This is a genomic window from Haloterrigena salifodinae (genome assembly GCF_003977755.1).
Taxonomy (GTDB): domain Archaea; phylum Halobacteriota; class Halobacteria; order Halobacteriales; family Natrialbaceae; genus Haloterrigena; species Haloterrigena salifodinae.
The window spans coordinates 97,934-119,800 of the sequence record NZ_RQWN01000002.1; the positions used below are offsets into that span (position 1 = coordinate 97,934).

The 21,867-nt window shown below is 66.7% G+C and carries 25 protein-coding genes; 11 read left to right on the forward strand and 14 right to left on the reverse strand.

The genetic code is table 11. The features are described 5' to 3' along the window. Positions 1-15: 15 nt before the first annotated feature. From EH209_RS09245 to EH209_RS09255, 3 genes are read left to right on the forward strand one after another with little or no spacing between them, the layout of a single operon-like run. Positions 16-1,257: a potassium transporter TrkA gene (locus tag EH209_RS09245; RefSeq protein WP_126662638.1), complete on the forward strand. Its 1,242-nt coding sequence runs from the start codon at positions 16-18 to the stop codon at positions 1,255-1,257. Then, positions 1,254-2,594: a TrkA C-terminal domain-containing protein gene (locus EH209_RS09250; protein WP_126662639.1), complete on the forward strand. Its 1,341-nt coding sequence runs from the start codon at positions 1,254-1,256 to the stop codon at positions 2,592-2,594. Before EH209_RS09245 ends, EH209_RS09250 begins: the two co-directional genes overlap by 4 nt. 31 nt (positions 2,595-2,625) lie before the next feature. Next, on the forward strand, positions 2,626-2,907 hold the full coding sequence (locus EH209_RS09255; RefSeq protein ID WP_126662640.1) for a ubiquitin-like small modifier protein 1: 282 nt from the start codon (positions 2,626-2,628) through the stop codon (positions 2,905-2,907). 7 nt (positions 2,908-2,914) lie between these two features. On the opposite strand, the gene EH209_RS09260 is transcribed toward EH209_RS09255, so the two are convergent. The 6 genes from EH209_RS09260 to EH209_RS09285 all read right to left on the reverse strand — a co-directional run bounded on the left by EH209_RS09260 (position 2,915) and on the right by EH209_RS09285 (position 6,804). After that, on the reverse strand, positions 2,915-3,259 hold the full coding sequence (locus EH209_RS09260; protein WP_126662641.1) for a hypothetical protein: 345 nt from the start codon (positions 3,257-3,259) through the stop codon (positions 2,915-2,917). 74 nt (positions 3,260-3,333) lie between these two features. Further along, positions 3,334-4,320 carry a GNAT family N-acetyltransferase gene (locus EH209_RS09265; RefSeq protein ID WP_126662642.1) on the reverse strand — a complete coding sequence of 329 codons (987 nt, stop codon included), beginning with the start codon at positions 4,318-4,320 and terminating at the stop codon, positions 3,334-3,336. 102 nt (positions 4,321-4,422) lie between these two features. Beyond that, the gene (locus tag EH209_RS09270; RefSeq protein ID WP_126662643.1) at positions 4,423-4,632 is read right to left on the reverse strand and encodes a hypothetical protein; all 210 of its coding nucleotides are present in this window, start codon (positions 4,630-4,632) and stop codon (positions 4,423-4,425) included. 81 nt (positions 4,633-4,713) lie between these two features. Beyond that, the gene (gene gatD / locus EH209_RS09275) at positions 4,714-5,988 is read right to left on the reverse strand and encodes a Glu-tRNA(Gln) amidotransferase subunit GatD (RefSeq protein WP_126662644.1); all 1,275 of its coding nucleotides are present in this window, start codon (positions 5,986-5,988) and stop codon (positions 4,714-4,716) included. A 309-nt stretch (positions 5,989-6,297) separates the two neighbouring features. Then, complete coding sequence (locus EH209_RS09280) at positions 6,298-6,495, reverse strand: hypothetical protein (protein WP_126662645.1); 198 nt, start codon at positions 6,493-6,495, stop codon at positions 6,298-6,300. A 99-nt stretch (positions 6,496-6,594) separates the two neighbouring features. Continuing rightward, entirely contained in the window at positions 6,595-6,804 is a 210-nt protein-coding gene (locus EH209_RS09285; protein ID WP_126662646.1) for a hypothetical protein, read from the reverse strand. Positions 6,805-6,884: 80 nt separating this feature from the next. Here EH209_RS09285 and EH209_RS09290 point away from each other — a divergent pair, with 80 nt between their 5' ends. Next, positions 6,885-7,523, forward strand: coding sequence for a DUF456 domain-containing protein (locus EH209_RS09290; RefSeq protein ID WP_126662647.1), 639 nt, complete (start codon positions 6,885-6,887; stop codon positions 7,521-7,523). A gap of 14 nt (positions 7,524-7,537) precedes the next feature. On the opposite strand, the gene EH209_RS09295 is transcribed toward EH209_RS09290, so the two are convergent. After that, positions 7,538-8,194: a metalloregulator ArsR/SmtB family transcription factor gene (locus EH209_RS09295; protein WP_126662648.1), complete on the reverse strand. Its 657-nt coding sequence runs from the start codon at positions 8,192-8,194 to the stop codon at positions 7,538-7,540. A 102-nt stretch (positions 8,195-8,296) separates the two neighbouring features. Beyond that, positions 8,297-9,145, reverse strand: coding sequence for a hypothetical protein (locus tag EH209_RS09300; RefSeq protein WP_126662649.1), 849 nt, complete (start codon positions 9,143-9,145; stop codon positions 8,297-8,299). A 430-nt stretch (positions 9,146-9,575) separates the two neighbouring features. Here EH209_RS09300 and EH209_RS09305 point away from each other — a divergent pair, with 430 nt between their 5' ends. From EH209_RS09305 to EH209_RS09325, 5 genes are all read left to right on the forward strand, one after another. Beyond that, positions 9,576-9,965: a DUF5802 family protein gene (locus EH209_RS09305; protein WP_126662650.1), complete on the forward strand. Its 390-nt coding sequence runs from the start codon at positions 9,576-9,578 to the stop codon at positions 9,963-9,965. Between the two features lie 34 nt (positions 9,966-9,999). Beyond that, positions 10,000-10,950, forward strand: a complete 951-nt coding sequence (locus EH209_RS09310; RefSeq protein ID WP_126662651.1) for a Vms1/Ankzf1 family peptidyl-tRNA hydrolase — start codon at positions 10,000-10,002, stop codon at positions 10,948-10,950. Between the two features lie 701 nt (positions 10,951-11,651). Continuing rightward, positions 11,652-12,674, forward strand: coding sequence for a DUF1611 domain-containing protein (locus EH209_RS09315; protein ID WP_126662652.1), 1,023 nt, complete (start codon positions 11,652-11,654; stop codon positions 12,672-12,674). A 6-nt stretch (positions 12,675-12,680) separates the two neighbouring features. Continuing rightward, positions 12,681-13,721, forward strand: coding sequence for a dipeptide epimerase (locus EH209_RS09320; RefSeq protein ID WP_126662653.1), 1,041 nt, complete (start codon positions 12,681-12,683; stop codon positions 13,719-13,721). A gap of 89 nt (positions 13,722-13,810) precedes the next feature. Next, a complete protein-coding gene (locus EH209_RS09325) occupies positions 13,811-14,722 on the forward strand; it encodes a hypothetical protein (RefSeq protein ID WP_126662654.1) in 912 nt (303 codons plus the stop codon). Between the two features lie 42 nt (positions 14,723-14,764). On the opposite strand, the gene EH209_RS09330 is transcribed toward EH209_RS09325, so the two are convergent. After that, on the reverse strand, positions 14,765-15,430 hold the full coding sequence (locus EH209_RS09330; protein WP_126662655.1) for a hypothetical protein: 666 nt from the start codon (positions 15,428-15,430) through the stop codon (positions 14,765-14,767). Between the two features lie 98 nt (positions 15,431-15,528). Then, positions 15,529-16,008, reverse strand: a complete 480-nt coding sequence (locus EH209_RS09335) for an ATP-binding protein (RefSeq protein ID WP_126662656.1) — start codon at positions 16,006-16,008, stop codon at positions 15,529-15,531. Positions 16,009-16,639: 631 nt separating this feature from the next. On the opposite strand from EH209_RS09335, the gene EH209_RS09340 reads away from it, so the two are divergent. Further along, positions 16,640-16,984, forward strand: coding sequence for a cupin domain-containing protein (locus tag EH209_RS09340; RefSeq protein WP_126662657.1), 345 nt, complete (start codon positions 16,640-16,642; stop codon positions 16,982-16,984). 49 nt (positions 16,985-17,033) lie between these two features. On the opposite strand, the gene EH209_RS09345 is transcribed toward EH209_RS09340, so the two are convergent. The 3 genes from EH209_RS09345 to EH209_RS09355 all read right to left on the reverse strand — a co-directional run bounded on the left by EH209_RS09345 (position 17,034) and on the right by EH209_RS09355 (position 19,524). Next, entirely contained in the window at positions 17,034-17,318 is a 285-nt protein-coding gene (locus tag EH209_RS09345) for a hypothetical protein (protein ID WP_126662658.1), read from the reverse strand. A gap of 76 nt (positions 17,319-17,394) precedes the next feature. After that, a complete protein-coding gene (locus EH209_RS09350) occupies positions 17,395-18,432 on the reverse strand; it encodes a hypothetical protein (RefSeq protein ID WP_126662659.1) in 1,038 nt (345 codons plus the stop codon). Positions 18,433-18,495: 63 nt separating this feature from the next. Next, positions 18,496-19,524, reverse strand: coding sequence for a hypothetical protein (locus EH209_RS09355; protein WP_126662660.1), 1,029 nt, complete (start codon positions 19,522-19,524; stop codon positions 18,496-18,498). A 146-nt stretch (positions 19,525-19,670) separates the two neighbouring features. Here EH209_RS09355 and EH209_RS09360 point away from each other — a divergent pair, with 146 nt between their 5' ends. Beyond that, on the forward strand, positions 19,671-20,723 hold the full coding sequence (locus tag EH209_RS09360) for a hypothetical protein (protein WP_126662661.1): 1,053 nt from the start codon (positions 19,671-19,673) through the stop codon (positions 20,721-20,723). Here EH209_RS09360 and EH209_RS09365 read toward each other — a convergent pair whose 3' ends face one another. Further along, positions 20,724-21,773: a hypothetical protein gene (locus EH209_RS09365; RefSeq protein ID WP_126662662.1), complete on the reverse strand. Its 1,050-nt coding sequence runs from the start codon at positions 21,771-21,773 to the stop codon at positions 20,724-20,726. Positions 21,774-21,867 lie beyond the last annotated feature (94 nt).

The window sequence follows — 21,867 nt, forward strand, 5'->3', positions numbered from 1 at the left end:
TCCCACTCGCCCACAATGGCGCTCCCGGTCGAAGTCCTGCTCGGCATCTATCTCGGTCTTCTGACGGGTATCGTCCCCGCGTTCGTCGCCGGCTCGCTCGGCTTTCTCGTCCGCTACTTCACCGGCGTGACGCTGCCCGGCTTCGGTGTCGTCGTCCTCGCGCTCTCGATCGCCAGCGTGCAGGGCGGCCTGCTCGGCCTCATCGAGCCCACCATCGCCCAGTCGCCGCGGCTGCTGGTCGCCGTCCTCGTCGTCCTCATGCTCGCGCTCTACGCCCACAATCAGGGGGACAAGCTCGGCGCCGAACTCCCTCGGCGGCTCTCGCTCACCTCGATCCGCCAGCGGACGCTGTCGACCGACGTCGTCGAACTCGTCGGCACCATGGGTCGGGTCACGGTCCGTCCGACCGGCGAGATCCACGACATGGAGGGCTACCCGCCGCTGTCACCGGACCTCCGCCGGTCGCTGAAGAACGGCTCGTGGCGACTCCCCGCGGATCTGCCGCTGTCGGAACTCGAGTCCCGCCTCGAGGAGCGGCTGCGGACCGACCACGATCTGGCCGACGTCAGCGTGACGATCGACGAACGGGCCCGCGCGGTGATCACCGCGGCCCCGCCCTCGGGCGGCCTCTCGAAGCGAATCCCCGACGGGCGTCGCGCCGTCTCGATCGCGACGCTGGTCCCGACCGGGCTCGCGCGCGGCGACGAGGTGTCGATCCGCGCCGGTGAGCGAACGCTCTCCGCCACGGTGTTGAGCGCCCGGACGGAGATCGACGACGAACACGCGGCCGACGAGTCGGTCGTCCCCGACGACGAGACGCCGGTCCCCGACGGCGGCGATCCGGCGGCCGACGCCGTCCCCGCTCCCAAACCGAGCGCGGCCAGCGCCGGCGGAATCGGCCGCGTCACCGTCGCAGTCGCCCGCCGAGACGTAAAGTCGCTGCTCGAGACCGAGACGCCGAAGTTAGTCGTCCGGTCCCGTGGGACCAGCCGGGAGTTCGAGGCCTTCGCGCTGGTCAGGCGGGCCGAGCACGCGATCCGGCGACTCACCGTCGGCTCGAGTGCGGACGCCGACGCCCGCGACGCGGCGGACGTGACGGTGCTGGCCGCCCGCCGACAGGGCAGCGAGACCGGCGGCCGTCGCAGCGGCTGGGTGTTCGCCCCCGGCATCGAACGGTCGCTCGAGCCCGGCGACGAGGTGTTCGTCGCGGGGCCGGAGGCGGCGACCGACGAGTTCGTGGAGGCGGTCGCCAGATGACGCTGCCGGCCGCCCTCGGACTCGAGCCGATCCTCGCACAGGCGGTTTCCACGGAGGCGCTGTTCGACGCGCTCGTCGGGATCGCGGGCTTCGCGCTGCTAGCGGGCGGGACCGCCGCCGGCGTCGCCTTCGTCTTCCGCTGGTACAGCGCCGACGGGATCCCCGAAGGGGTCGCGATCTTACTCGGCGTGTCGATGGTCGCGATCTGGCTCAACGCTCAGTCGGCGCTCCAGCAGGTGATCAGCGGCGACGCGGAACTCCTCGAGCTGAGTACGGTCGCGTTCACCGTTGCCGCGTTCGTCGCGAGCGCGATCGCCGCCGACGGCGGCCGGCGGCTGGGCGATCACCTCGCGACGGACGTCTTCGCCGTCGCGACGCCGCGGACGATCACCGAGGTCGGACAGCTGGTCCGATCGGCTGGCCGCGTCGTCGCCGTCGAACTCCCGGAGGAGATCGCGGACGTCGACGGCTACGACCCCGTCGAGGAGTCGACCAAGATCGAACTAACCGGCCACACGCTGCTGTTCCCGCGCCGGCTGTCGACCGACGACCTCCGCGAGCGACTGATCGCCCGCCTCGAGCGCGACTACGGGATCGGCCACGTCGATGTCGAGTTCGGTACCGATCGGACGATCGACTACCTGGCCCTCGGGAGCCGGCCAGCGGGCATCGGGTCGACGCTCGCGCCGGGTACCGTCGCCGTCGCGATCCGCGGCGATCCGGCGCCCGACGCCAGCCCCGGCGACGCCGTCCGAATCTGGCACCGCGACGACGACTCGCTCCGGCGGGCCGCGGGCGGGGAGCTCCGCGGGGTCGCCGACGACGTGGCCACCGTCGCCGTCGACGCCGACGACGCGGGGACGCTCTCGACCGACGAGGAGTACCGACTCGTCACGCTCCCCCGCGACCCCGGCGCCGAGCGGGACCTCGTCTCGCTGCTCCGGGCGGCCGACGAAACCGTGACCACCCTCCCCGTCGACGCGGACGATCCGCTCGAGGGCGCGGCCGTCGGCTCGCTGCCGGTGTTCGTCCTCGCGGTCGACCGCGGCGCGGCCGGCGCCGACCCGCTCGCGCTGCCGTCGGGCGAGACGCGACTCGAGGCCGGCGACGTCGCCTACGTGCTCGGCCGTCCGGACGCCCTGCGGCGGATCGGTGACCTCGAGCGGCCGCTGACGGCCGATCTCGAGTCGGATTCGGACGTGGACGCGGATGCGGGTGCAAGTGCGGGTTCCGAGGCGAATTCCGACGCAGACTCGGATCCGGAGACCGATCCGACCGCGGACGACGAGACGGAGTCGGTCGACGACGCCCCGCCCGAACGCACCCGGGAGCGGTAGCTACTTGCCGTCGGCACCGATACCGCCACGTATGGCCACCGAGTGGAAGCTCTTCGCCGACCTCGCCGAACGCGCGGGCGACAAACACGTCACCGTCGACGCCGACGCCGGCGACACCGTCGGGGACGCCCTGGAGCAACTCGTCGCCGACCGGCCCGACCTCGAGGCGCGGGTCCTCGAGGACGGCGAGTTGCGCTCGCAGATCAACGTGCTCCGCAACGGGACGAACGTCTTAGTCGAGGAGGAGGGCCTGGAGACGGTGCTCGAAGAGGGAGACGAATTGGCGCTGTTCCCGCCGGTCAGCGGCGGCTAACGGACCGTTACGCGCTGCTCGGTGTTTTGCGACCTCGCTCGACGGGATCCCGGCGCTCGTCGGCGACGCGATACCGGTGGGCGACGGCCGCGCCTTTCGGGTGAATCAACACGGTATCGTCGTCGCAGTAGGGTTCCTGGAACCACTCCGCGGCGGCCGGATAGCACTCGAGCAGCGACGTGTCTTCGGTGACCGCGTCTACGGGCCTTACGTGGCGGCGGACGTCCGGAGCGACGACGACGAGGACGCCCTCGAAGCCGACGTATCGCTCTGGCGTCTCGAGACCGTCGTCGGTGAACGCGAGGTCGCCGTCGTCGACGACCTCACCGGATTCGTACGAGGGGTTGTACATGAGTTCTTCACCTGACTATTCTCGGATACGAATATGAACGCTCGGGAGGATGTTCTGATCCGGAAAACGCGCCGTCACTCGCCCGTCAGGTCAATCCCGAGCACGAAGTCCGGCTCCTCGGAGATGTCGGCACCGGCGTAGGGCACGTCGGTGACGTGACGGGGCGTCTCGGGGATCAGCACGCGCGTTTCGTCGGCCCCGAGATCGGCGGCGTCGCGGGCGATGGCCGCGAACAGCGCGCGGGCGGCGTCGACGCTCTCCCACGCACCGACGCCGTATTCGGCCCACGTCTCGGTTTCCGTCTCGGATTCCGTTCCGGTCTCGTCGTCGCTCGAGTCGCCGTCGACCTCGCGCTCGTACATCCGCGACCGATACGCCATTCCGGCCAGCCCGTCGGGACCCTCGACGGCGAAGACGGCCGTCTCGTCGGCTGCGAGATCCGCACGGGTCAGTTCTCGGACGGCCCACGACTCCTCGGGGGCCATCGCGAGGCCGTCGAGGTGCTCGCGCGCGTCGCTGTGGGTCCAGTAGCGCCACGCCGCGGTGGGATCGCTCGAGACGCGGTAGGCGTCGTCGACCTCGGCCTCGAGGCCCGCGGCGGCGTTGGGATCGGGGTCCGGGTGCGCGAAGCGAAACTCCGTAATCGGCTCGAAGCCGCTAGTCCGCGCGGCGCCGAAGGAGGCGGCGTTCCACGAGAAGATCATCACCCGGCCGACCGTCGCACCCTGCTCGCGGGCCCACTCGAAGGTCGCCTCGTTGAGTCGCCGACTGACGCCTCGTCGCCGATAGTCTGCCGCGACGCGCAGGCTCTGGAACCAGGCTTCGTCGTCGGTGAGCATGACACCCTGCACGATGCCCGCCGGTTCGCCGTCGACCTCCGCGAGGAACGTCTTTTTTCCCTGTCCGGGTTCGTCCTCGAGCCACTCGTGGTAGACCCGCGGGATGTAGTCGCCGCCGCGGTCCGGCCAGATATCGCCCGTGAAGTCGGCCACGGCCGCGTAGTCGTCGTGGGTCGCCCGTCGGATCTCGAGGCCGAAATCGGAGACTGAGTCGAGTACCATCGTCGATCGAACAGGGCTATCTCACGCGGTGGCGGGGGAAAGCGTTTCGCAGACGCGGTCGCCCCCGGTGGCGTCTAGACTCGGATTCGAGTCCGAGTCGGGCTACCGTCCGTAGTACCAGTACGAAATCGCGAGGAATGCGAGCAGCGCGCCGCCGACCGTCCCGATCCCGCCGCCGTACGGAACCTCGAGCATCTGTAACATCATCGCGCCGACCGTCCCCGCCAGCGAGAGGACGAAAAGCAGGGCGAGGCCGAGCTGCCACTGCTGGAAGCTATCGAGCATGGGGTCGTCGGTCCGTTCGTTGGCCATACAACCCAATCGAACAGCCATTTGATAAGTTCTCGGTCGAACTACTCGGCGCGCTATCGAACGGTCGAGCGCGTCGTGGCCTTATTCCCAGGGAACCGACCGCTCCTGGATCTCGCCGGCCAGCGACGTCCCCATCGCCTCCTCGACGTCCTCGCTGTTCTCGAGGGCCCACATCAGCTTCACCGTCGCCGTTCCCGGCAGCGTGTCGCCGGCCTCGACGACGCCGGCCTCGAGCAGGTCCCGGCCGGTGTCGTAGACCCGGTCGCAGACCCGGCCCTCGAGACATTGGCTGGTCATGACGACCGTCGTCCCGTCCTCGACGAGCTCCTCGATGCGGGGGATCAGATCGGTGTGGACGTGGCCGAGTCCGGTGCCCTCGAGGATCAGCCCCTCGCTACCCTCGACGACGTCGAGAAACGCGGGATCCATCCCCGGGGTGAACTTGAGCAGCTCGACGTCGTCCGCGAGCTCCTCGCGGAGTTCGAGATCGGCCTCGCCGCGCTGCTGGTAGTCGCGGCGGAACCCGATCTCCTCCGTGTCGTAGTCGATCTCGCCCAGCGGTGCCGCACCGACCGTCTCGAAGGCGTCCCGGCGCGAGGTGTGGTTCTTCCGGACGCGGGTGCCCCGATGGAGCGCGCAGACGTCGTCCGATTCGGAGGCGTGCATGCAGACCATGACCTCCGCGCAGTCGCTCTTGGCGGCCTCGACGGCCGAGACGGCGTTCATCACGTTATCGGAGGACGGCCGGTCCGCCGAGCGCTGGGAGCCGGTGAAGACGATCGGTACGGGCGTCTCGAGCATGAACGAGAGCGCCGACGCGGAGTACTGCATCGTGTCGGTGCCGTGCATGACGACGACGCCGTCGGCGCCGGCCTCGATCTCCTCGTACACGGCGCGGGCGAGGTCCTGCCATATTGGCGGGTCCATATTCTCCGAGAGGATGTTCGCGACGACGCGGCCGCGGTAGTTCGCGCGACCCGCCAGATCGGGCACCGCGCGCAGGACGTCCTCGGCGTCGAACTGGGCCGTCACCGCGCCCGTGCGGTAGTCGACCGTCGAGGCGATCGTTCCGCCCGTCGAGAGCAGCGAGATCGTCGGCAGGTCGTCGTCGAACTCGATCTCGGAGTCGGCGCCCTCGTCGCTGGCGTCGCCATCTTCCGGCCCCGTCGCGTCGGTCCCGTCGATTTCGTAGATGTCCTCCTCGAGCGTCTCGATCTCGGCCTCGGTCCGGTCGACGCCGACGTTGTAGCCGCCCTCGAGTTTCACCACGAGGTGGTCGTCCGTACTCGAGGGGAGCAACACGCCTTCGTACGTGCGATCCGCGCGGTCGACGCGAACGCGATCGCCTGGATTCATGCGTGGGCGTTGCGCGGCGGCGGACTTGAAGGCACGCTTTCCGGGATCGATCCGTCGTCTATCGGCTCGAATCTGGTCGACGACTCGAGTACGGTGCACAGTGACTACGCTGCGACCATGGCAACGGGGAGTGCCCACCCTCCCCAGCCGATTCGCTCACTCCGAAGTCGCTCGCTCATCCCTCGCGCAATGTCGCTGCGCAGTTCGCTGTTCGCTCACTGCGCCGAAGCGCGCGCCACAGTATCTACTTCCGTACCAGCGTTCCGTTCGCCGGATAACCGCGCGAAACCCCCTCTGACCTCGAGCCGCTCAGCTGAACAACCCGATCAGAACCAGCCCCAGCCCGGTCAACAGTAGCACGCCCGCGATCATCGCGGTCAGCAACTGCAGCGTCGATGCGGCGTCCTCGGGAACGTCGAGCCGCGGATAGAGCCGTCGGCCGGCTATCAGCACCCCGATCCCCAGGGCGAGCGCACTGACGCCGAACGCGACCAGCTCGGTGCTCATCCATGGGTGGTACCGCGGCCAGCGTGAAAAGGGAGGGCCCCGCGACTCGAGGGTCGAGAACGTCCGTTGCCGGCTGAGAAGCGAAGTCGATCGACCGACTCAGGCGATGTACGCACTCGCAGCGGCCCGCAGGAAGACGGCGCCGATCACGAGTCCGCAGAGCGCGATCCCCAGCCCGAGCAGCCGGGCCAGATCGGTCATCAGCTCCGGATACTCCGGTTGGGGCTCCAAGTTCGCGACGAGAACGTAACAGAAGACACCGCCGCCGGCCGCGATGAGGCCGAACGTCGCGGGCGCGAGCCAGCTCATACCCCCGGTGGGTAGCCCGCGGTCGTATATCCTGTGGCCGATGGGAAAGACCCATGCTGTCGGCTGCCCAACGAGAACGTATGAGCGATCGCTCGGACGAGGTCACCGAGAGCCGGGACACCGACGACCTCTTAGAGGAGACCGAGAGCCTGCTCTCGGGGTCGGACGTCGAGGCCGATTCCGGGACCGGAGCGGCGTCGACGCCGGAGGATCGGCCGGAGGCTAGCGGGGACGTCGGGGCGATCGACGACCCGCTCGGCTCCGGCACGCTGCAGTCGTCCGACGAACCCGCGCCGTCGACGGCCGCGCCCGCGGAGTCGTCTAGCTCGTGGCTCGGACGGTTGCGTGACCGACTTACGCCGGGGCGCTCGCCAGGCGACTACTTCTCGCCGCGGGCGTTTCTCGCGCTGGTGCTCCTCGTCGGCGCCGGGCTGGTCGGCGGCGGGATGCTGATCCCGTTCGCCGGCCGAATGCTCGGCATGCTCGGCGTCGCCTTCGTCGTCGGTCTGCTCACCTCGAAACGGCGCTACCTCGAGATGGGCGCCGCCGGGACCGCCGTCGGCGGCGTATCGGCCGTGCTCAGCCACGCTGTCCTCGCGATCGCCGGCTCCACGCAGGCCGTCCTCGCCGTCGGCGTGACGATCGGGCTGGTCGGCTGTCTGCTGGGCTACTACTTCGGACGCGATCTGCGAAACGGGCTCACCCAGGATATCGAATAATTGTGCTCGGCGGCCTAACCCGTCGTCAGCTCCCAGCCGCGTTCGGTGCGGCGGACGATTCCTTCGTCGGCCATCGACTCGAGGAGGTCGGCGACGACCTCGCGGGGCGCGTCGACGTCCTCGCTGAGTTCCCCGACGGATTTCGGTTCCGTTCGGATGCTCGCCAGTAGATCGGCGTAGATACGGCTCTCAGGACCGGTACCGACGCTCTCTGAGATACGATCGAGGACGTCACAGAGTCGCCCCTGTACCCACCGTTGGGCGAGCGAGAGTTCGTTCTCGAGCTGTTCTAAGTCCTCGAGGGCCCGCAGGAGGTCGTCGAGTCCGTCGGCATCCTCCCAGGCGACGTCTAACGAGAGGTGGCGACAGGTCGTCAAGTCGAAGCTGCTGCTGGCGGGATAGGCGCTCTTGCTCGCGAAGCCGTACGGTGAGACGTTCACCTCGAGGCGGACGTTGCGCGCGATATGAAAGTATTTCCGGCGCTGGTCGTCGACTCGACTCTCGATCAGTCCCGCCTCCTCGAGTTTGCGCAAGTGTTCGATGACCGCCTTCGGACTCACGCCGAGGTAATCAGAGATTTCCGTGACGTAACAGGGTTTGCGGGCGAGCAACCGGAGAATACGTCTCCGATTTTCGTTCCCCAGCAAATCCAGTAATGCGGCGGAGTCCATCGAACGATGATTGGGGGTCGCCGCTGAAAAGCGTGTCTGCTCGGTACGACGATGCCGATCGGATCCTTCCCCGCGCGGAACTGTGTCCCGTGTTCCCGGTCGCTACGCCGGCTCCGACTCCGTGTCAGCGTCGCTTCCCGCTTCGTCGTTCGGCGGATCGGCATCCGTATCCGAGCCCGTATCGGCGTTTCCGGACCGGTCGGCCGGCGTGCCGCTCTCACCCGGCGGCCCGGGATCGGAATCCGAGCCGTCGGCCGCGTCGGACGGACCGCGCTCGGTTCCGTCCGGCGCCTGCTCATTACCTTGGCCCTGTCCGTTATCCGGCGTCTCGGCGTCGCGATCGGCTGGCGGGCCATTGCCGGGTCGATCATCGGACTGCCCGTTCCCGGGGCGATCCTCGGGTGGTCCCCGTCCCGGGACGTTGTCGGGGCCGCCGAGTTGGCGGACGGTTTCCGCCACTTCTTGGTCGCTGAGATTCTCGGCGTTGGTTCGGAGTTCGTCGAGACGATCGGTGTCGGCGCCGGTCTCGTTTGCCCGCTGTCGGGTCCGTTCGATCTCGCGTTCGAGGGAGCGGATTTCGACGGTGAACTTCGCCATCCGCGCTCGGTACGCGCCGCGGTCGAGTTCGTCCTGGCGTTCGCGCAGTTCCTCGCGTTCGGTCTCGAGCGTCTCGAGGCGCTCGACGAGTTCGTCGGTCCGATCGAGGACGAGCGCTTCGCGGCTCTCGTTGCCGGCCGCCTCGTACTGCTTGGTGAACAGTTCGGCGTCGACCGTGTTCTCAGTGTCGGCCGCACTGGATTGCATGTGCGTCGAAACTGAGGCGGTGCTGTTCGACTCAGCCCCGTTCTCGTCGGCGGCGAAGGTAGTGACGACGGCGCCGCTTGCGATCGGGGCGATCGTGAGCCCGAGGAGGGCGACCAGTGCGAAGAACGCAACCGACCGAGAGGTCATCACTGCCTCCGTTCGAACGAATGTCCTAAAAAGACAGACCTTCGTTCGAACCGTTCAATCCCGTCCGTGGCCAGCAGAGCAACGGCTCGAACGTTTACGCCCGACAGAAACGCTATTAGCATAGTTCAACTACCGTTTGAACTGCGTGAACTGTTGATTCCGGCCGGCGGCCCCGAACCGCCGCCCGTCGGCGGGAGTCAGACGAGCGCCGTGTTATCTCGCCGCGCGAGGATCGTTTTGTGTTTCGTGACCGAAGCGGTTCCCGACGCTCACAACAGTTGATGGCTGTGCATTCAATGGAAAACAACTCTTACCGCGTACCGTCTATTCACCTGCGAACGGGCCTGAGATTGTATTCTTCACTGAAAGTCCGACGACTTAAATCTATCCGAAAATAGTTATATTCCGCCAGCCCTTGTGTACTAGTACCATGTTCGAGGTGTTTTCGCGGAGCTACTATCTCGGACGACTCTACGTGACCCCGACCGACGGGGACCGCGCACTCATGCACAGCGAGCAACACGAGCGGATCAACGAGGAGGTGTACGCGACCGGTGACGGTCTCGAGCGCCTCGACGCGCCGCTCGTGATGAAACTCGAGTCCACTCACTTCCCGGTCCACGGCGACGACGCCGTGCCGACGAACACGCTCGCCGTGCCCGAACCGATGCTCGAGGACACCGACGTGCGCAACCCACCCTCCCTGCGCGAGGTCCTGCTCGCCCGCCGCGAGCGCGCCGAGCAGTTGCTCTCGTGGATCGGCGGCTGGCCCGGCTCCGACGCCGGTTCAGGCGACGATTACCCCGCTGCCGGAACCTAAAAGTAGCCGCGCTGCCCCCTTCCGTTCGGACCAGATGCTGGACGCGTTACTCGGCCGTGCCTCGCTCAAGGAGCGCATCGACGAACTCGAGGAGAAAAACGAGCGGCTGCGAAACCGGTACGAGGCCGAATCCGAGCGCCGATCGGAGGCGGCCACCGCCCGACAGGACGCCGAGGAGCGGGTCAACCGCCTCGAGGACCGCATCGCCCAGCTCGAGGGCGAACTCGAGCAACTCGAAGGCGACGAGGCCGGCCTCTCCGTCCGCCGTCGCGAACGGCTCCGAGGAAGCCGACTCGAGGCGGTCGTCGACCGCCTGGCGTCGTTTCGCACCGGCCCGGAGGGCGCGCTGACGGCGATTCTCCGCGAGGACGAGAGCAGCGAGACGCTCGCCGAGGAGTTCGACGTCGACCTCGAGACGCCGCTTGGCGACCGCGCCGCGCTCGTCGACGAAGCCGCCCCGTGCGTGCTCTGTCTCGACGATGCCGGGCTGATCGCCGCCACGCTCGAGCCGCCGGCGATGCCCGACCGCGCCCTCGAGGACGACTCGCGAATCGCCTGGGACGATCGCTTTCGGTTCGAGCGCGAGTGGTTCCTGCCGACCGGCCGGTACGCGCTCGCGCTCGTCCGGACCGACCTGTTCGCCCTCGGCACCTACGAGGACGGCGACCGCGTCGACTACCGCGGCTTCGAGAGCGACGTCAAGGGGAACCACTCGAAGGGCGGCTTCTCGCAGGCCCGCTTCGAGCGCATCCGCGACGATCAGATCGACGACCACCTCGAGCGCTGCCGAGAAGCGCTGTCCGAGCGCGTCGACGACGGGGACCGGTTATACCTCGCCGGCCAGCGCGGCGTCGTCGAGACGCTCGCCGAGGACGCGAGCCTCGAGCCGGCCGGGACCGCCGCCGTCGACGCGACTGGCGATCCGAAATCGGCCCTCGAGGACGCCCACCGGTCGTTCTGGACGGCCGAGTTTCGGGCGTTCTGAGGCGTCGCCGTCGTCGTTTTGCGTTTGAGCTGGGTTTCGCGTCGACGTTCGAACTGCCGTCGCTCGAGCCGAACCGCGGCCATTTTTGGTCGATGCGGACGATTCTCCGAGTGAGCTATGTCCGACTTCGAAACCGTCAGCTGCAGCAGCTGTGGTAACGAATTCAAGGCATATCCGGACGCGAACGCGGCCCAGCGCGGGTTCTGTTCGCCCGCGTGCGCACTCGAGGAGAACTAAACTGACAGGCGCGACCCCCGATCGCGATCCGGACGCGCTCGAGGGCGCGACTCGAGCGTGTTCGAGGACGACTTTTTGCGCGGGCAGACAAGTCGCTGTCCGAGTGGGCAGACTGCAGTATCTCCGCTCCACTGCGTTCTGTGGAAGACTAGTCGTTTGTCCTCCTCATGCTGGCAACGAGGAATTGCCACGCCCTCCCCAACCGCTTCGCTCACCCGCACATCCACTGTCAGAACGAGTTCTGACACGCCTTCGTTCGCTCCGATCACGAAGACCTCGCGCAGTGTCGTCGATCGGTCCGTCGCCTTCGCTCACAGGTCACTTCGTTCCCGTTCGCATCGAGGTGCTCCCTTCGGTCGCCTCTCGTCCCGCCCGATCGACAGTGCGCGCCACCGCGCGTCAGTGGAGTAATCGCTTCGGCCTCGATATCGACCGCTTAAGTACTCCCTCGGCGATGATCCGGTATGCGCGTCGCGATTCTCGCCCACGAGAAGTTTCCCGACCGAGCCAAGACCGCCCTCGGCGTCCTCCGGTACGCCGACTACGAAGCCGCGGCCGTCCTCGACCGCGAGTCGGCCGGCTGCCGCGTGAACGACTTCGTCCCGGACGTTCAGGACGCACCGATCGTCGACGGAATGACCGACCTCGCTGCCGACGACGTCGACGCCCTGTTGATCGGCATTTCCCCCATCGGCGGGGCGTTCGACGAGAGCTGGCGAGACGACGTTCGGACGGCCCTCGAGTACGGCTGCGACGTCGTCTCGGGACTGCACTACTTCCTCGCCGAGGACGAGGAGTTCGCCCGCCTCGCGGCCGAAAACGACTGCGAACTGCGGGACGTCCGCAAGCCGCCCGAAGACCTGTCCGTCGCCGAAGGCGTCGCCGGCGAGGCCGACGCCGAGATCGTCCTCACCGTCGGCACCGACTGTTCGGTCGGCAAGATGACGACGACGATGGAACTCGCGCGGGCGGCCGAAGAAGCCGGCCACGACGCGGCCGTGATCCCGACCGGCCAGACGGGGATCATGATCGAGGGCTGGGGGAACCCGATCGACCGCGTCGTCAGTGACTTCACCGCGGGCGCGGTCGAGGAGATGATCCTGGAAAAGGGCGACGACCACGACTACCTCTTCGTCGAGGGCCAGGGCTGCATCGTCCACCCGGCGTACTCGGCGGTCACCTGCGGGATCCTCCACGGGTCGATGCCGGACAAACTCGTCCTCTGTCACAACGCCGGCCAGGAGGCGATCCACGGCTACGAATCGTTCGCGCTCCCCGACCGACGGACGTACGTGGATCTCTACGAGTCGCTGTTGGCGCCAGTTTCGGGCGGCGAAATCGTCGCGGGCGCGCTGAATACTAGCGACCTCGAGACCGACGCCGACGCGCACGAGGCGATCGACGAGTATGCGACCGAGATCGACGCGCCCGCGACCGACGTGATTCGCTTCGGGACCGACGATGTTCTCGAGGCCATCGTCGAGTGATCGTCGATGACGCTCGAGACCAGCTTCGAACGCCGCGCGTTGTCTCTCGAGTACCCGTTCGGGATCGCCCGCGGGACGACGAGCGAGCGAGACGTTGTCACGGTCCGCATCGAGGACGACGACGGGACGGTCGGTATCGGCGGCGCCGCGCCCGCGTCCCACTACGGCGAGACCGTCGAGACGGTGACGGCCGTCCTGCCGGACCTGCTCGCGATCGTCGAGGAAACGGGCGATCCCCACCAGCTCGAGCGCATCGAACGCGAGATGCGCGAGACCGTCCGGCGGAATCCGGCCGCCCGCTGTGTGGTTAGCATCGCGCTCCACGACCTCGCCGCCAAGCGGTTCGACGTTCCGCTCTACCGCTACTGGGGACTCGATCCTGGCGAGACGCTCGAGACCTCCTACACCATCGGGATCGACGACACGGAGACCATGCGCGAGAAGACCGAAACCGCCCTCGAGCGCGGCTACGGAACGCTGAAGGTCAAACTCGGGACGGATCGGGACCTCGAGATCGTCGAGACGATTCGGTCGGTCGCGCCCGACGTCCGCCTGTTCGTCGACGCCAACGAGGCCTGGGAGCCGAAGGAGGCCGTCCGCAAGATCGAGCGACTGGCGGCGCACGACCTCGCGTTCGTCGAACAGCCAGTCCCCGCCGAGAATCCCGAGGGACTGCGATACGTCTCCGAGCGCTCGCCGCTACCGATCGCTGCCGACGAGTCCTGTGTGACGCTCGAGGACATCCCACGGATTGCGGACCGCTGTGACATCGCGAACCTGAAACTGATGAAGTGCGGTGGCCTGCTCGAGGCGAAACGCATGATCCACGCCGCACGCGCCCACGGCCTCGAAGTCATGTGCGGCTGTATGACCGAGTCCAACGCCTCGATCGCTGCGGCCTGTCACCTCGCGCCGCTGCTGGACTACGCCGATCTGGACGGCTCGCTGCTGCTCGCCGACGACCCCTACGACGGCGTCCCGATGCCCGGCGGTCGGATCGATCTGGCGGGCCTCGAGCGGCCGGGGACGGGCGCGGTTCGCGAGTAGTCGTCTGGCTGCCGATCAATCACGTGCGCTGACTGTCTCCCCGGTCGTCAACGGGGGTTTACAACGGTCGTCGGTGGAGAACTGCTGGTATGTCTGACGGTGACGACGACGTGACCGTCTCTCGGCGAACGCTCTTGCGAGCGTCGGCGGGGACGGCCGCGTTTTCGACAGTCGGTGTCGGGTCGGCGGGAGCGAGCGGGAGCAACGCCGCGGGGACGCCGTGGTTCGACGACCGCTGTCCCGACGCGACCCTCGAGCCGAACATGGGCCACTGCGTCGAGAACGGGATAGAGGGCTGTGCGGACGACCACCCGACGACGACCGAACTCCGATCGGGGGTGCAAGCGGTCCTCGAGGAGCACTACCCCGACGTCGGCGCGCTCGTCGATGCGGGATACCAGCCCTACTTCGACACGCTCGAGCGGGAGGACGCCAGCTACTCCCATTGGATCAACCCGGAGTACGTCGGCGACGACGCGGTGCTCGACCCCGAGCGACCCGAGTCGGTGCTGGTCGACGACGAGTCCTGGCGATCGATCGGTGTGATGTTCATCGCGACGCGAAACGGCGAGGAGATCGATCCGCCAGCGGTCTACGGCGGCGAAGCGAGCGACGCCCAGCCGGCGGACGACGCCCCCATCGGCGCCACTGCGGATCCGGAGACGCCCTGTTCTCCCTGGCACTACCACTCCGGTCTCCCCGGACGGTTCGCGTGGTGGTACTACAAGCAGGCCTACGAACACGACTTCGCCGACGGGGATATCGACCTCCCGTGCCGGACGCCCTGCATGCTCCATGTCTGGGCGATCGACCACCCCGAAAGCGTCTACGCCCACAACGCGCCGCCAGCGGAGTCTCGTGAGCAGGAGCCGGCCGCCGAAGCCGGCTTCGAGACCGACGCCGAACCCGGGACTGACGAACTCGGCTGGGACGTGCTGCCCGACGACCTACAACCGGAACAGCGGCCCGAGGATCTCACGGCGCTGGTCCCAGGGTTATAGTATCGCGTTGGCGCGTCTACCCCATCACTGACGGGACGGATCTCACAACGCGCTCGCGACCAGCCGCCGAAACGGGCGCCCGACTCGCCGTGGGAGCCAACCCAGAAACCGGACGACGGGAGTCAGTCGGCCCCATCGATGCAGAATCGCGCGATATCGGTCCCCAACCCGTTCGACGTGGCCCTCGTGGGCCAAGTACTCGAGCGTGCTCTCGACGCGCGATTCGGTGAGATCGACCTCGGTAGCGAGTGCTGTGACCGTTCGGGGACCGGAAGCGTCTCGGAGCGCCTGAGACACCACGTTCGCCGTCTGAACGCGGAGCATCATCTCGCCGGCGTCGTCCTCGAGACCGGTCACGTACTCGTGGCGCGTTCGAGCCGGCCCGTATCGAACGGTCACCGCGCCGTCGAGGACGAACCAGAGGCCGGCGAGCACCATGACCGCTCCGAGCGACGCGCTCGACAACCGGGCCAGACAGCCGCCTGCGGCGGCGACCCCGGTTCCGTAGATGAGCCAGTTCGTCCCGGCTGGGAGGTCGTAGATGTCGTCCGCGACCTCGTGGACCGTCGAGGACGCGAAGATGACGAATACCGGCGCGATCTCTCCGAGCGTCATTCCGCTGAGTCCGAGTACGGCGATCAAGGCGGCGGTACCGACGATCGATCGGAGGGGCTTGCTCTCGCGGAGCGACGCGAGCCGGCGGAACATGGACGTTCCAACTGACGGTTCGTTTCCATATATCTGTTACGAGTCCGAAATTTCAACGGTCGGGTCGACCCTCAGAAAAGCGAGTACTCGGTTTGGACTCACTCGGCCCGATCGGTCAGCCAGCCCCACGACTCGAGCGCGCCGACGATCCGATCGACCGCGTCACCGACGCTCGTCTCGTCGGTATCGATCTCGAGGGCGTCCTCGGGCGCGTCGAACTCCCGGTAGACTACGTGGACGCCCTGTTCCTCGATCGGCTCCGCGCGGGTTCGATTGCGCTCGAGGCAGGTCTCGAGGCTCGCGGTAACGGTGACGAAGCGAATCTCCTCGCGGAAGTCGAGCGTCCGGAACTGCGTCTGCCACTCGCGCTCGTAGAAGGTGCCGTCGACGATCGTGAGCGCCTCGCGGTGGTCGTCGCGGGCCCGCTCGAACAACTGCTCGTAGGTGCGACTCGAGAAGTCGTCGGAGTGATGGAGTCGGACGGGAACGGATTCGTCGCGGGCCTCGAGGCGATCCCGAACCGCGGTCGCGATGGTGGTCTTGCCCGCTCCCGGCGGCCCGCAGACGACGAGGATCACACCCGTCAGTAGGCGTTCGGTCCCTAACAGTCGTCGGATTCGGTCTCTAGGGATCTCGCAATCAGGCCGCGACGTATCGACCGGATTCGGATCGTCGATCACTCTCGGGGTGGGGGATTCCCGCCCTCGCCTCGACACTTCGTCATACGCAATTCGCCGCTCAGCACGGCTATCGTGGAATTTACTTCACTGCCGAACGTATAATCTTCTATGATGGAGGGACCAGCAACGTACGCGATCAAACGAGGGAGCAGAATAACAGTCGCCTTCGTTATGATTGCGTTCGGGTTCTCCGCTATGCAGCCGTCAAAATCACTGAACTGGCCGGTATCTTTCGCCGGGTCACTTGGACTAGGAATCGCCTACGCTACCTTCGTTTACTTCGAGGTTGGTCCGATCCAGAACGCTCGAAGGAACTGACGCGAAACGAAGCGCTCTGCTCTCGTAGCAACGGGGAGGTGCCACACCCTTCCTCAATCAATTCGTTCGTTTCAGTCGTTCACGGACGCTTCGTGCCCTGCTTCTTTCCGAGGCGGTCACTCCGTCCGTGCCTCGCGTCCGCTCACCGCGGCCACCTCACGCACGTGCCGCTTCCCCCATCGATTTACACCCCGCCCACGAACGACCGCGCATGGGCTACGACACTGCCAGTAAGACCGATCCGGAGTCGATTATCGACGACGAATCGGGCGACATGTGGTTCCTCAAGGGCGAACTCGACAGCGACCACGTCGGCATCTCCGTCCTCGAGCTCGAGCCCGACGGCAAGGGGATGGAACACGACGAGGCCGACCGCGGCCAGGAGGAGATCTACTACGTGGTCAGTGGCACCGCCGAGGTCGAGCTGACCGATCGCGACGAGACGGTCACGCTCGAGGAGGACGATGCGATCCGCCTCGACCCCGAGGAGACCCGCCAGATCTTCAACCGCAGCGACGAACGCGTGAAGCTGGTTCTCGTCGGCGCGCCGCTCTGAGCGGTCGCGCCTTCTCGAGTGCGGGTGCCGTCGATCCGCCGTCGTCTCGTCAGATGACGTCGTCGGGGTCGTGAACCTCGGCCATCCGCCGGGCCTCGGCGGCGTACTGTTCTCGCAGTTCGGGATCGTCGACGGCGCCGAGATTGTCCGACTCGACGTCGACGCCCGCGGTCGTGTCGCGAACGTCCGTAAACGAGGTGAGCGCGCGCTCCTTCCGGAAGTAGCGCTCGCCGTCGGTCGTCGCGTAGGTGAGGATGATCAGGTTCTGTTCGTCGTCGGAGTAGGTCCGTTCGACCAGCCAGACGCGAACGGTATCAGTGGCAGCGCTCGCCATGGTCGGTTCTTTGACGGCGAGATACAAGAAGCCCGGCGCGGCGAGCGCTCCTCGTCGAGGCTGTCGGAGCGCGGTCTCACTCCCAGTTGATCTCCTCGCCGCGACTCGAGTCCCGCAGGATGAAGGGACCGATCGCCAGTGTTCGTTTCGCCATCGTCGCGATCCGCAGGATGAATGCGACCAACAGCAGGAACGGGGCGACGGCGACGGTCGCCGCCGCCGCGACGATCCAGACGAGGACGTCGACGCCGAGGTAGGTCCCGACCACGGCGTTCGCGTCGAAAAAGAGCAGCATCCCCATCGTGACGACCAGCGCGGGAACGGCGACGTACATCATCGCTCGTGAGAGGTTGATCAACTCCCACTGGAAATACAGCGTCTTGAAGTGTTCGCGGGCGAGGCCGAACAGCTTCAGCGACTCGAGGAGGTCGTCGTAAGCGGCCTCGGCCTCGTCGGTGAAGGAGTCAGCGTGGGAGTTCTTGATCCGGCGGGCCCGGAATATCTTCCAGGAGTAGTTGTAGTCCAGCGCGGCCTTGACGACCTCGTAAGTGCCGAAATCGGCGTCCTCGAGGTCCTCACGGATCGAGTCGGCGTGGGTCGTGACGTTGTCGACGAAGTCGTCGACGCGCTCTTTGAGTTCCTCGTCCTTGCTCTCCGAGACGGCCTCGCGGAAGTCGGTCGCTCGATCCTCGGAGGCCGCGATGATCGCCTGGACGAACGACGCCGGCTCCGGTGGGCTGATCGGCGCATCGATGGACTCCTCGATGTCGGTCCGAAACTCGAGGGCACCGTCGAGTCGTTCGCGCTGGTCCTCGACGGCGCCGAGTTCCTGTGAGAGCACCAGCGAATTGATCGTGACAACGAGCGTGACGCCGGTGATCAGTGCAGTGGTTAGGGCCTGAAAGAGCGTCTCGACCGGATCAGCGGTCCCCATGAGCGCCCTGAGCGAGACGGGACTGACGCGGGCGACGACGAGCAGGCCGACGAAGACGAACAGCATGAGTACCGCGGTGATCAGCCATCGGTTCGCGTTCAGCAGGAGCCAGTGTTTCGCGGTCGGTGACGCGCTGCGCTTGGCCATCGTGTCGCTGGGCTGGGAGCCGTCGCCGCTCATTGCTTTGGCACGAGGGTACGACGATGGTTCGGAAATAGTTACGGCAGGACTGCCGTCGGCGAGTCAACCCAGATCCTCGTCTCGATCGGACTCCCGCAGGATGAAGGGCCCCATCGCGAGCGTCCGCTTCGCGACGGTGGCGATCCGCAGGATATAGACGATGAAGATGACGAACGGCGCGATGCCGATCACGAACCCCGCGCTGGTCACCCAAACGAGGTTATCGATCCCCAGAAACGTCCCCGGGAACGCGGTGCCGTCGATGTACATCATCAGCAGCGCCATCACCGTGAGGGCGGGGACCGAGACGTACAGCAGCGCCCGTGAGAGGTTGATCAGTTCCCACTGGAAGTACAGCGTCTTGAAGTGCTCCCTGGCCGGTCCGAAGAATTTCAGGATTTTGATCATCTCGTCGATCTCGTCGTCCGCATCCTCCGACAGGTCGTCGTCGTGGTCCGCGCGGATCTTCCGCGCGTCGTAGATCTTTCGCGAGTAGTTGAAGTTCAGCGCGTTCCAGATCACGTCGAACGTGCCGAACTGGGCGTCCTTGAGGTCGTCCTTGACGACGCGTGCGTTCTCGGTCGTATCGTCGACGTAGTCGGAGACTTTCTCCTGAAGCTCGTCGCTGTGGTCGTCCGACACCGCCTGCTCGAAGTCCTCCGCTTCCTCCTCGACGCCGTCGACGAGTTCGTAGAGGAACGCCGCGGGTTCCGGCGGGGTCACGTCCTCGTCCTCGAGCGAGTCCTCGATATCCCGACGGAAATTCATCGCCTCCTGCATCCGATCCCGCTGTTCGCCGACGGCGCCGAGCTCCTGCGAGAGCACCAGCTGGTTGATCGTGACGACGATCGACGTGCCCGTGATAATCGCCCCGATGAATCCAGAGAAGATCCAGAAGGTCGCGTTGTGTCGTTCGACGAGTACACGGTGGGGCGCGAGCCCGAACAGATTGGCCCCGACCAGCACGGCGAACACGATCACCAGCACGGCCGCTGTGAAGAGCCAGCGGTTCAGCCGAAGCAACACCCACAGCCGCGGGCCGCCGACGCCGGCCCGTTGGCCCAACACGCCGCTCGAGTCCGAGTCGCTCATTGACTGTGTCGAAGGGACCACGCCGTCGGGTAAAAGACTCATCCGGGCGAAAGCAACCCCGACGTCGACGGCCGCACTTCGTTCCCCGAAGCGGCTACCGCTGACGGCCAAAGGCTTGTAGGAGGGGCCATGGTACGACCGCATCCATGAGGAAGTCCGGCGAGAGTGCCAGCGATGAGACGTCGAACACCATGGTCGACCGCGTTCGCGGCGGTCGACCCATGCTGTGGTTTCTGGTCGAGGGGAATCGCGTTCTCGTCGCCTGCGTGATGCTCGCCGTTTCCTACGCTCTGCTCGTCGTTCTCGGGACGTTCGGCCCCGGCTCCATCTCGAAGCTGTTCGACCCCGCTCCGATCGCCTCGACGTTCACCCCGACCATCATCGGGATCATCATGGGCGTCACCCTCATCTTGACGTTCAACCAGTTCGTCCTCGCCGAGGAACTCGGCCCGGTCGGCGATCAGCGCGAGCGCATGGCCGGCGCGATGGAGTTCCGCCGAGATACCGAAGACGCCGTCGATCGAACTACCAGCCCGCCGGAACCCTCCGCGTTCCTCCGCGGCCTCGTCGACGCGACCGGGGACCGGGCCGACGAACTCATCGCGACGCTCGAGTCCGACCCGGATCTCGACGAGGCGGTCCGTCAGGACGTCCGCGAGTACGCCGAGGGGATCGCCGCCGACGCCGAGCGGGTCGCCGACAAACTCGAGGGTAAACAGTTCGGCCAGTTCGAGGTCGTCAAGGCCGCGTTGGAGTACAACTACTCCTGGAAGATCTACACCGGAAACCGTGTGCGAAATCGCCACGAGGAGACGCTCCCCCACGACATCGACGCGCAACTCGAGGAGTTGCTCGAGGTCCTCAGCTTTTTCGGCCCCGCCCGCGAGCACTTCAAGACGCTGTACTTCCGGTGGGAGATCATCACCCTCTCGCGGTCGCTGGCGTATCTCGCCCTGCCGGCGCTGGCGGTTTCGGCGTACATGATCCTCGTCTTCGAAGTCGGTGACGTGGCCGGGGTGATCGCGGGGTTCGATCAGGGACTGTTGTTCGTCGGCCTCGCCTTCGCCGTCGGTGTGACGCCCTTCGCGATCTTCCTGTCATACATCCTTCGGGTCGTCACCGTCGCGAAGTGGACGCTCGCGATCGGCCCGTTCATCCTCCGAGAGACCGACCGTGGCGAGGACGTCGGCTGGGAGTAGTCAGGCGTCCTCGCCGTACGTCACGTCGAACGGCCCTTCGTCGGGGTCCTTCTGGGGGACCATCGGCCCGACCGAGGCGCTACGGCGCGTGACGGTCGCCGTCCGGAGAATGTAGGACACGAGGAGGGCGAGCGGTGTGAGGCCGACGACGATCAGCCCCATAGTGACGGACGGGAGCACGGCGGCGCTGACGCTCGGGCCCGTGAAGTCGGCGTACAGGAGTCCGATCAGGATCGCGGACAGGATCGACGGCACGCCGCAGTAAATCGTCAGCTGCGAGAACCGGGTGAGCTCCCGCTGCAGGTAGGTCGTCTTGAACTGCTCGCGGGCCACGCCGAACAGCTTCAGGGAGTCGATCAACTCGTCGAGGTGCTCCGCCGCCGTCGGCGACAGTTCGTCGCCGTACTCGCCGCGCAGATACGTGGCGACGTGCAGGTGCCACGCCTCGTCGTAGTTGATCGCCGCGGAGATGGCCGTGAACGAGCCGAACTCCCCCTCTTCGAGGACCTCGTCGACGCGCTCGGTCCGTTCCTGGATCGCGTTCGTGTACCGCGTGATGGGCTCGCGGACCTCGTCGTCGCTATTTTCGACCGCGTTCGCGAGGTCGGCGGCGTCGTGACGGATCGATTCGGTGAGCAACTCGAGGACCCGCGTCGGCGTGGGCGGACTCGCCGGAACCATCGTGGTCGTCGCGACGTCCCGCCGAAAGTCGATGACGCCCTCGAGTCGATCCCGCGCTCTACCGGCCGCGCTGAACTCCTGAGAGAGAATGAGCTGGTTGACCGAGACGACCAGCGTCACTAGCGAGAACGTTCCGGCGATCATGCCGCTGGCGACGCGCGTGACGGAGTTGGGATTCGTAAACGCGATGATTCTGAGCCAGCGGAGGACGACCAGCAGTGCGAGTACGACGCCCGACAGGAGCACCGCGACCGCCACGCGGTCCCCCTCGACGACGAACCACTCTCGGAACCCGGACAGTACGCCCGATTTCGATCCGACATCTGCTCCGAACGACTCGAGCGAATCGTCCGTCTCGGAGGGACTCATGGCGCCACGTTCCACGGACCCGACAATAAGGTCCTGCGTTGCACACCGCCACGCCGCACTCGGACCACGGCGGCCGCGACGTGGGTCCGGGCGC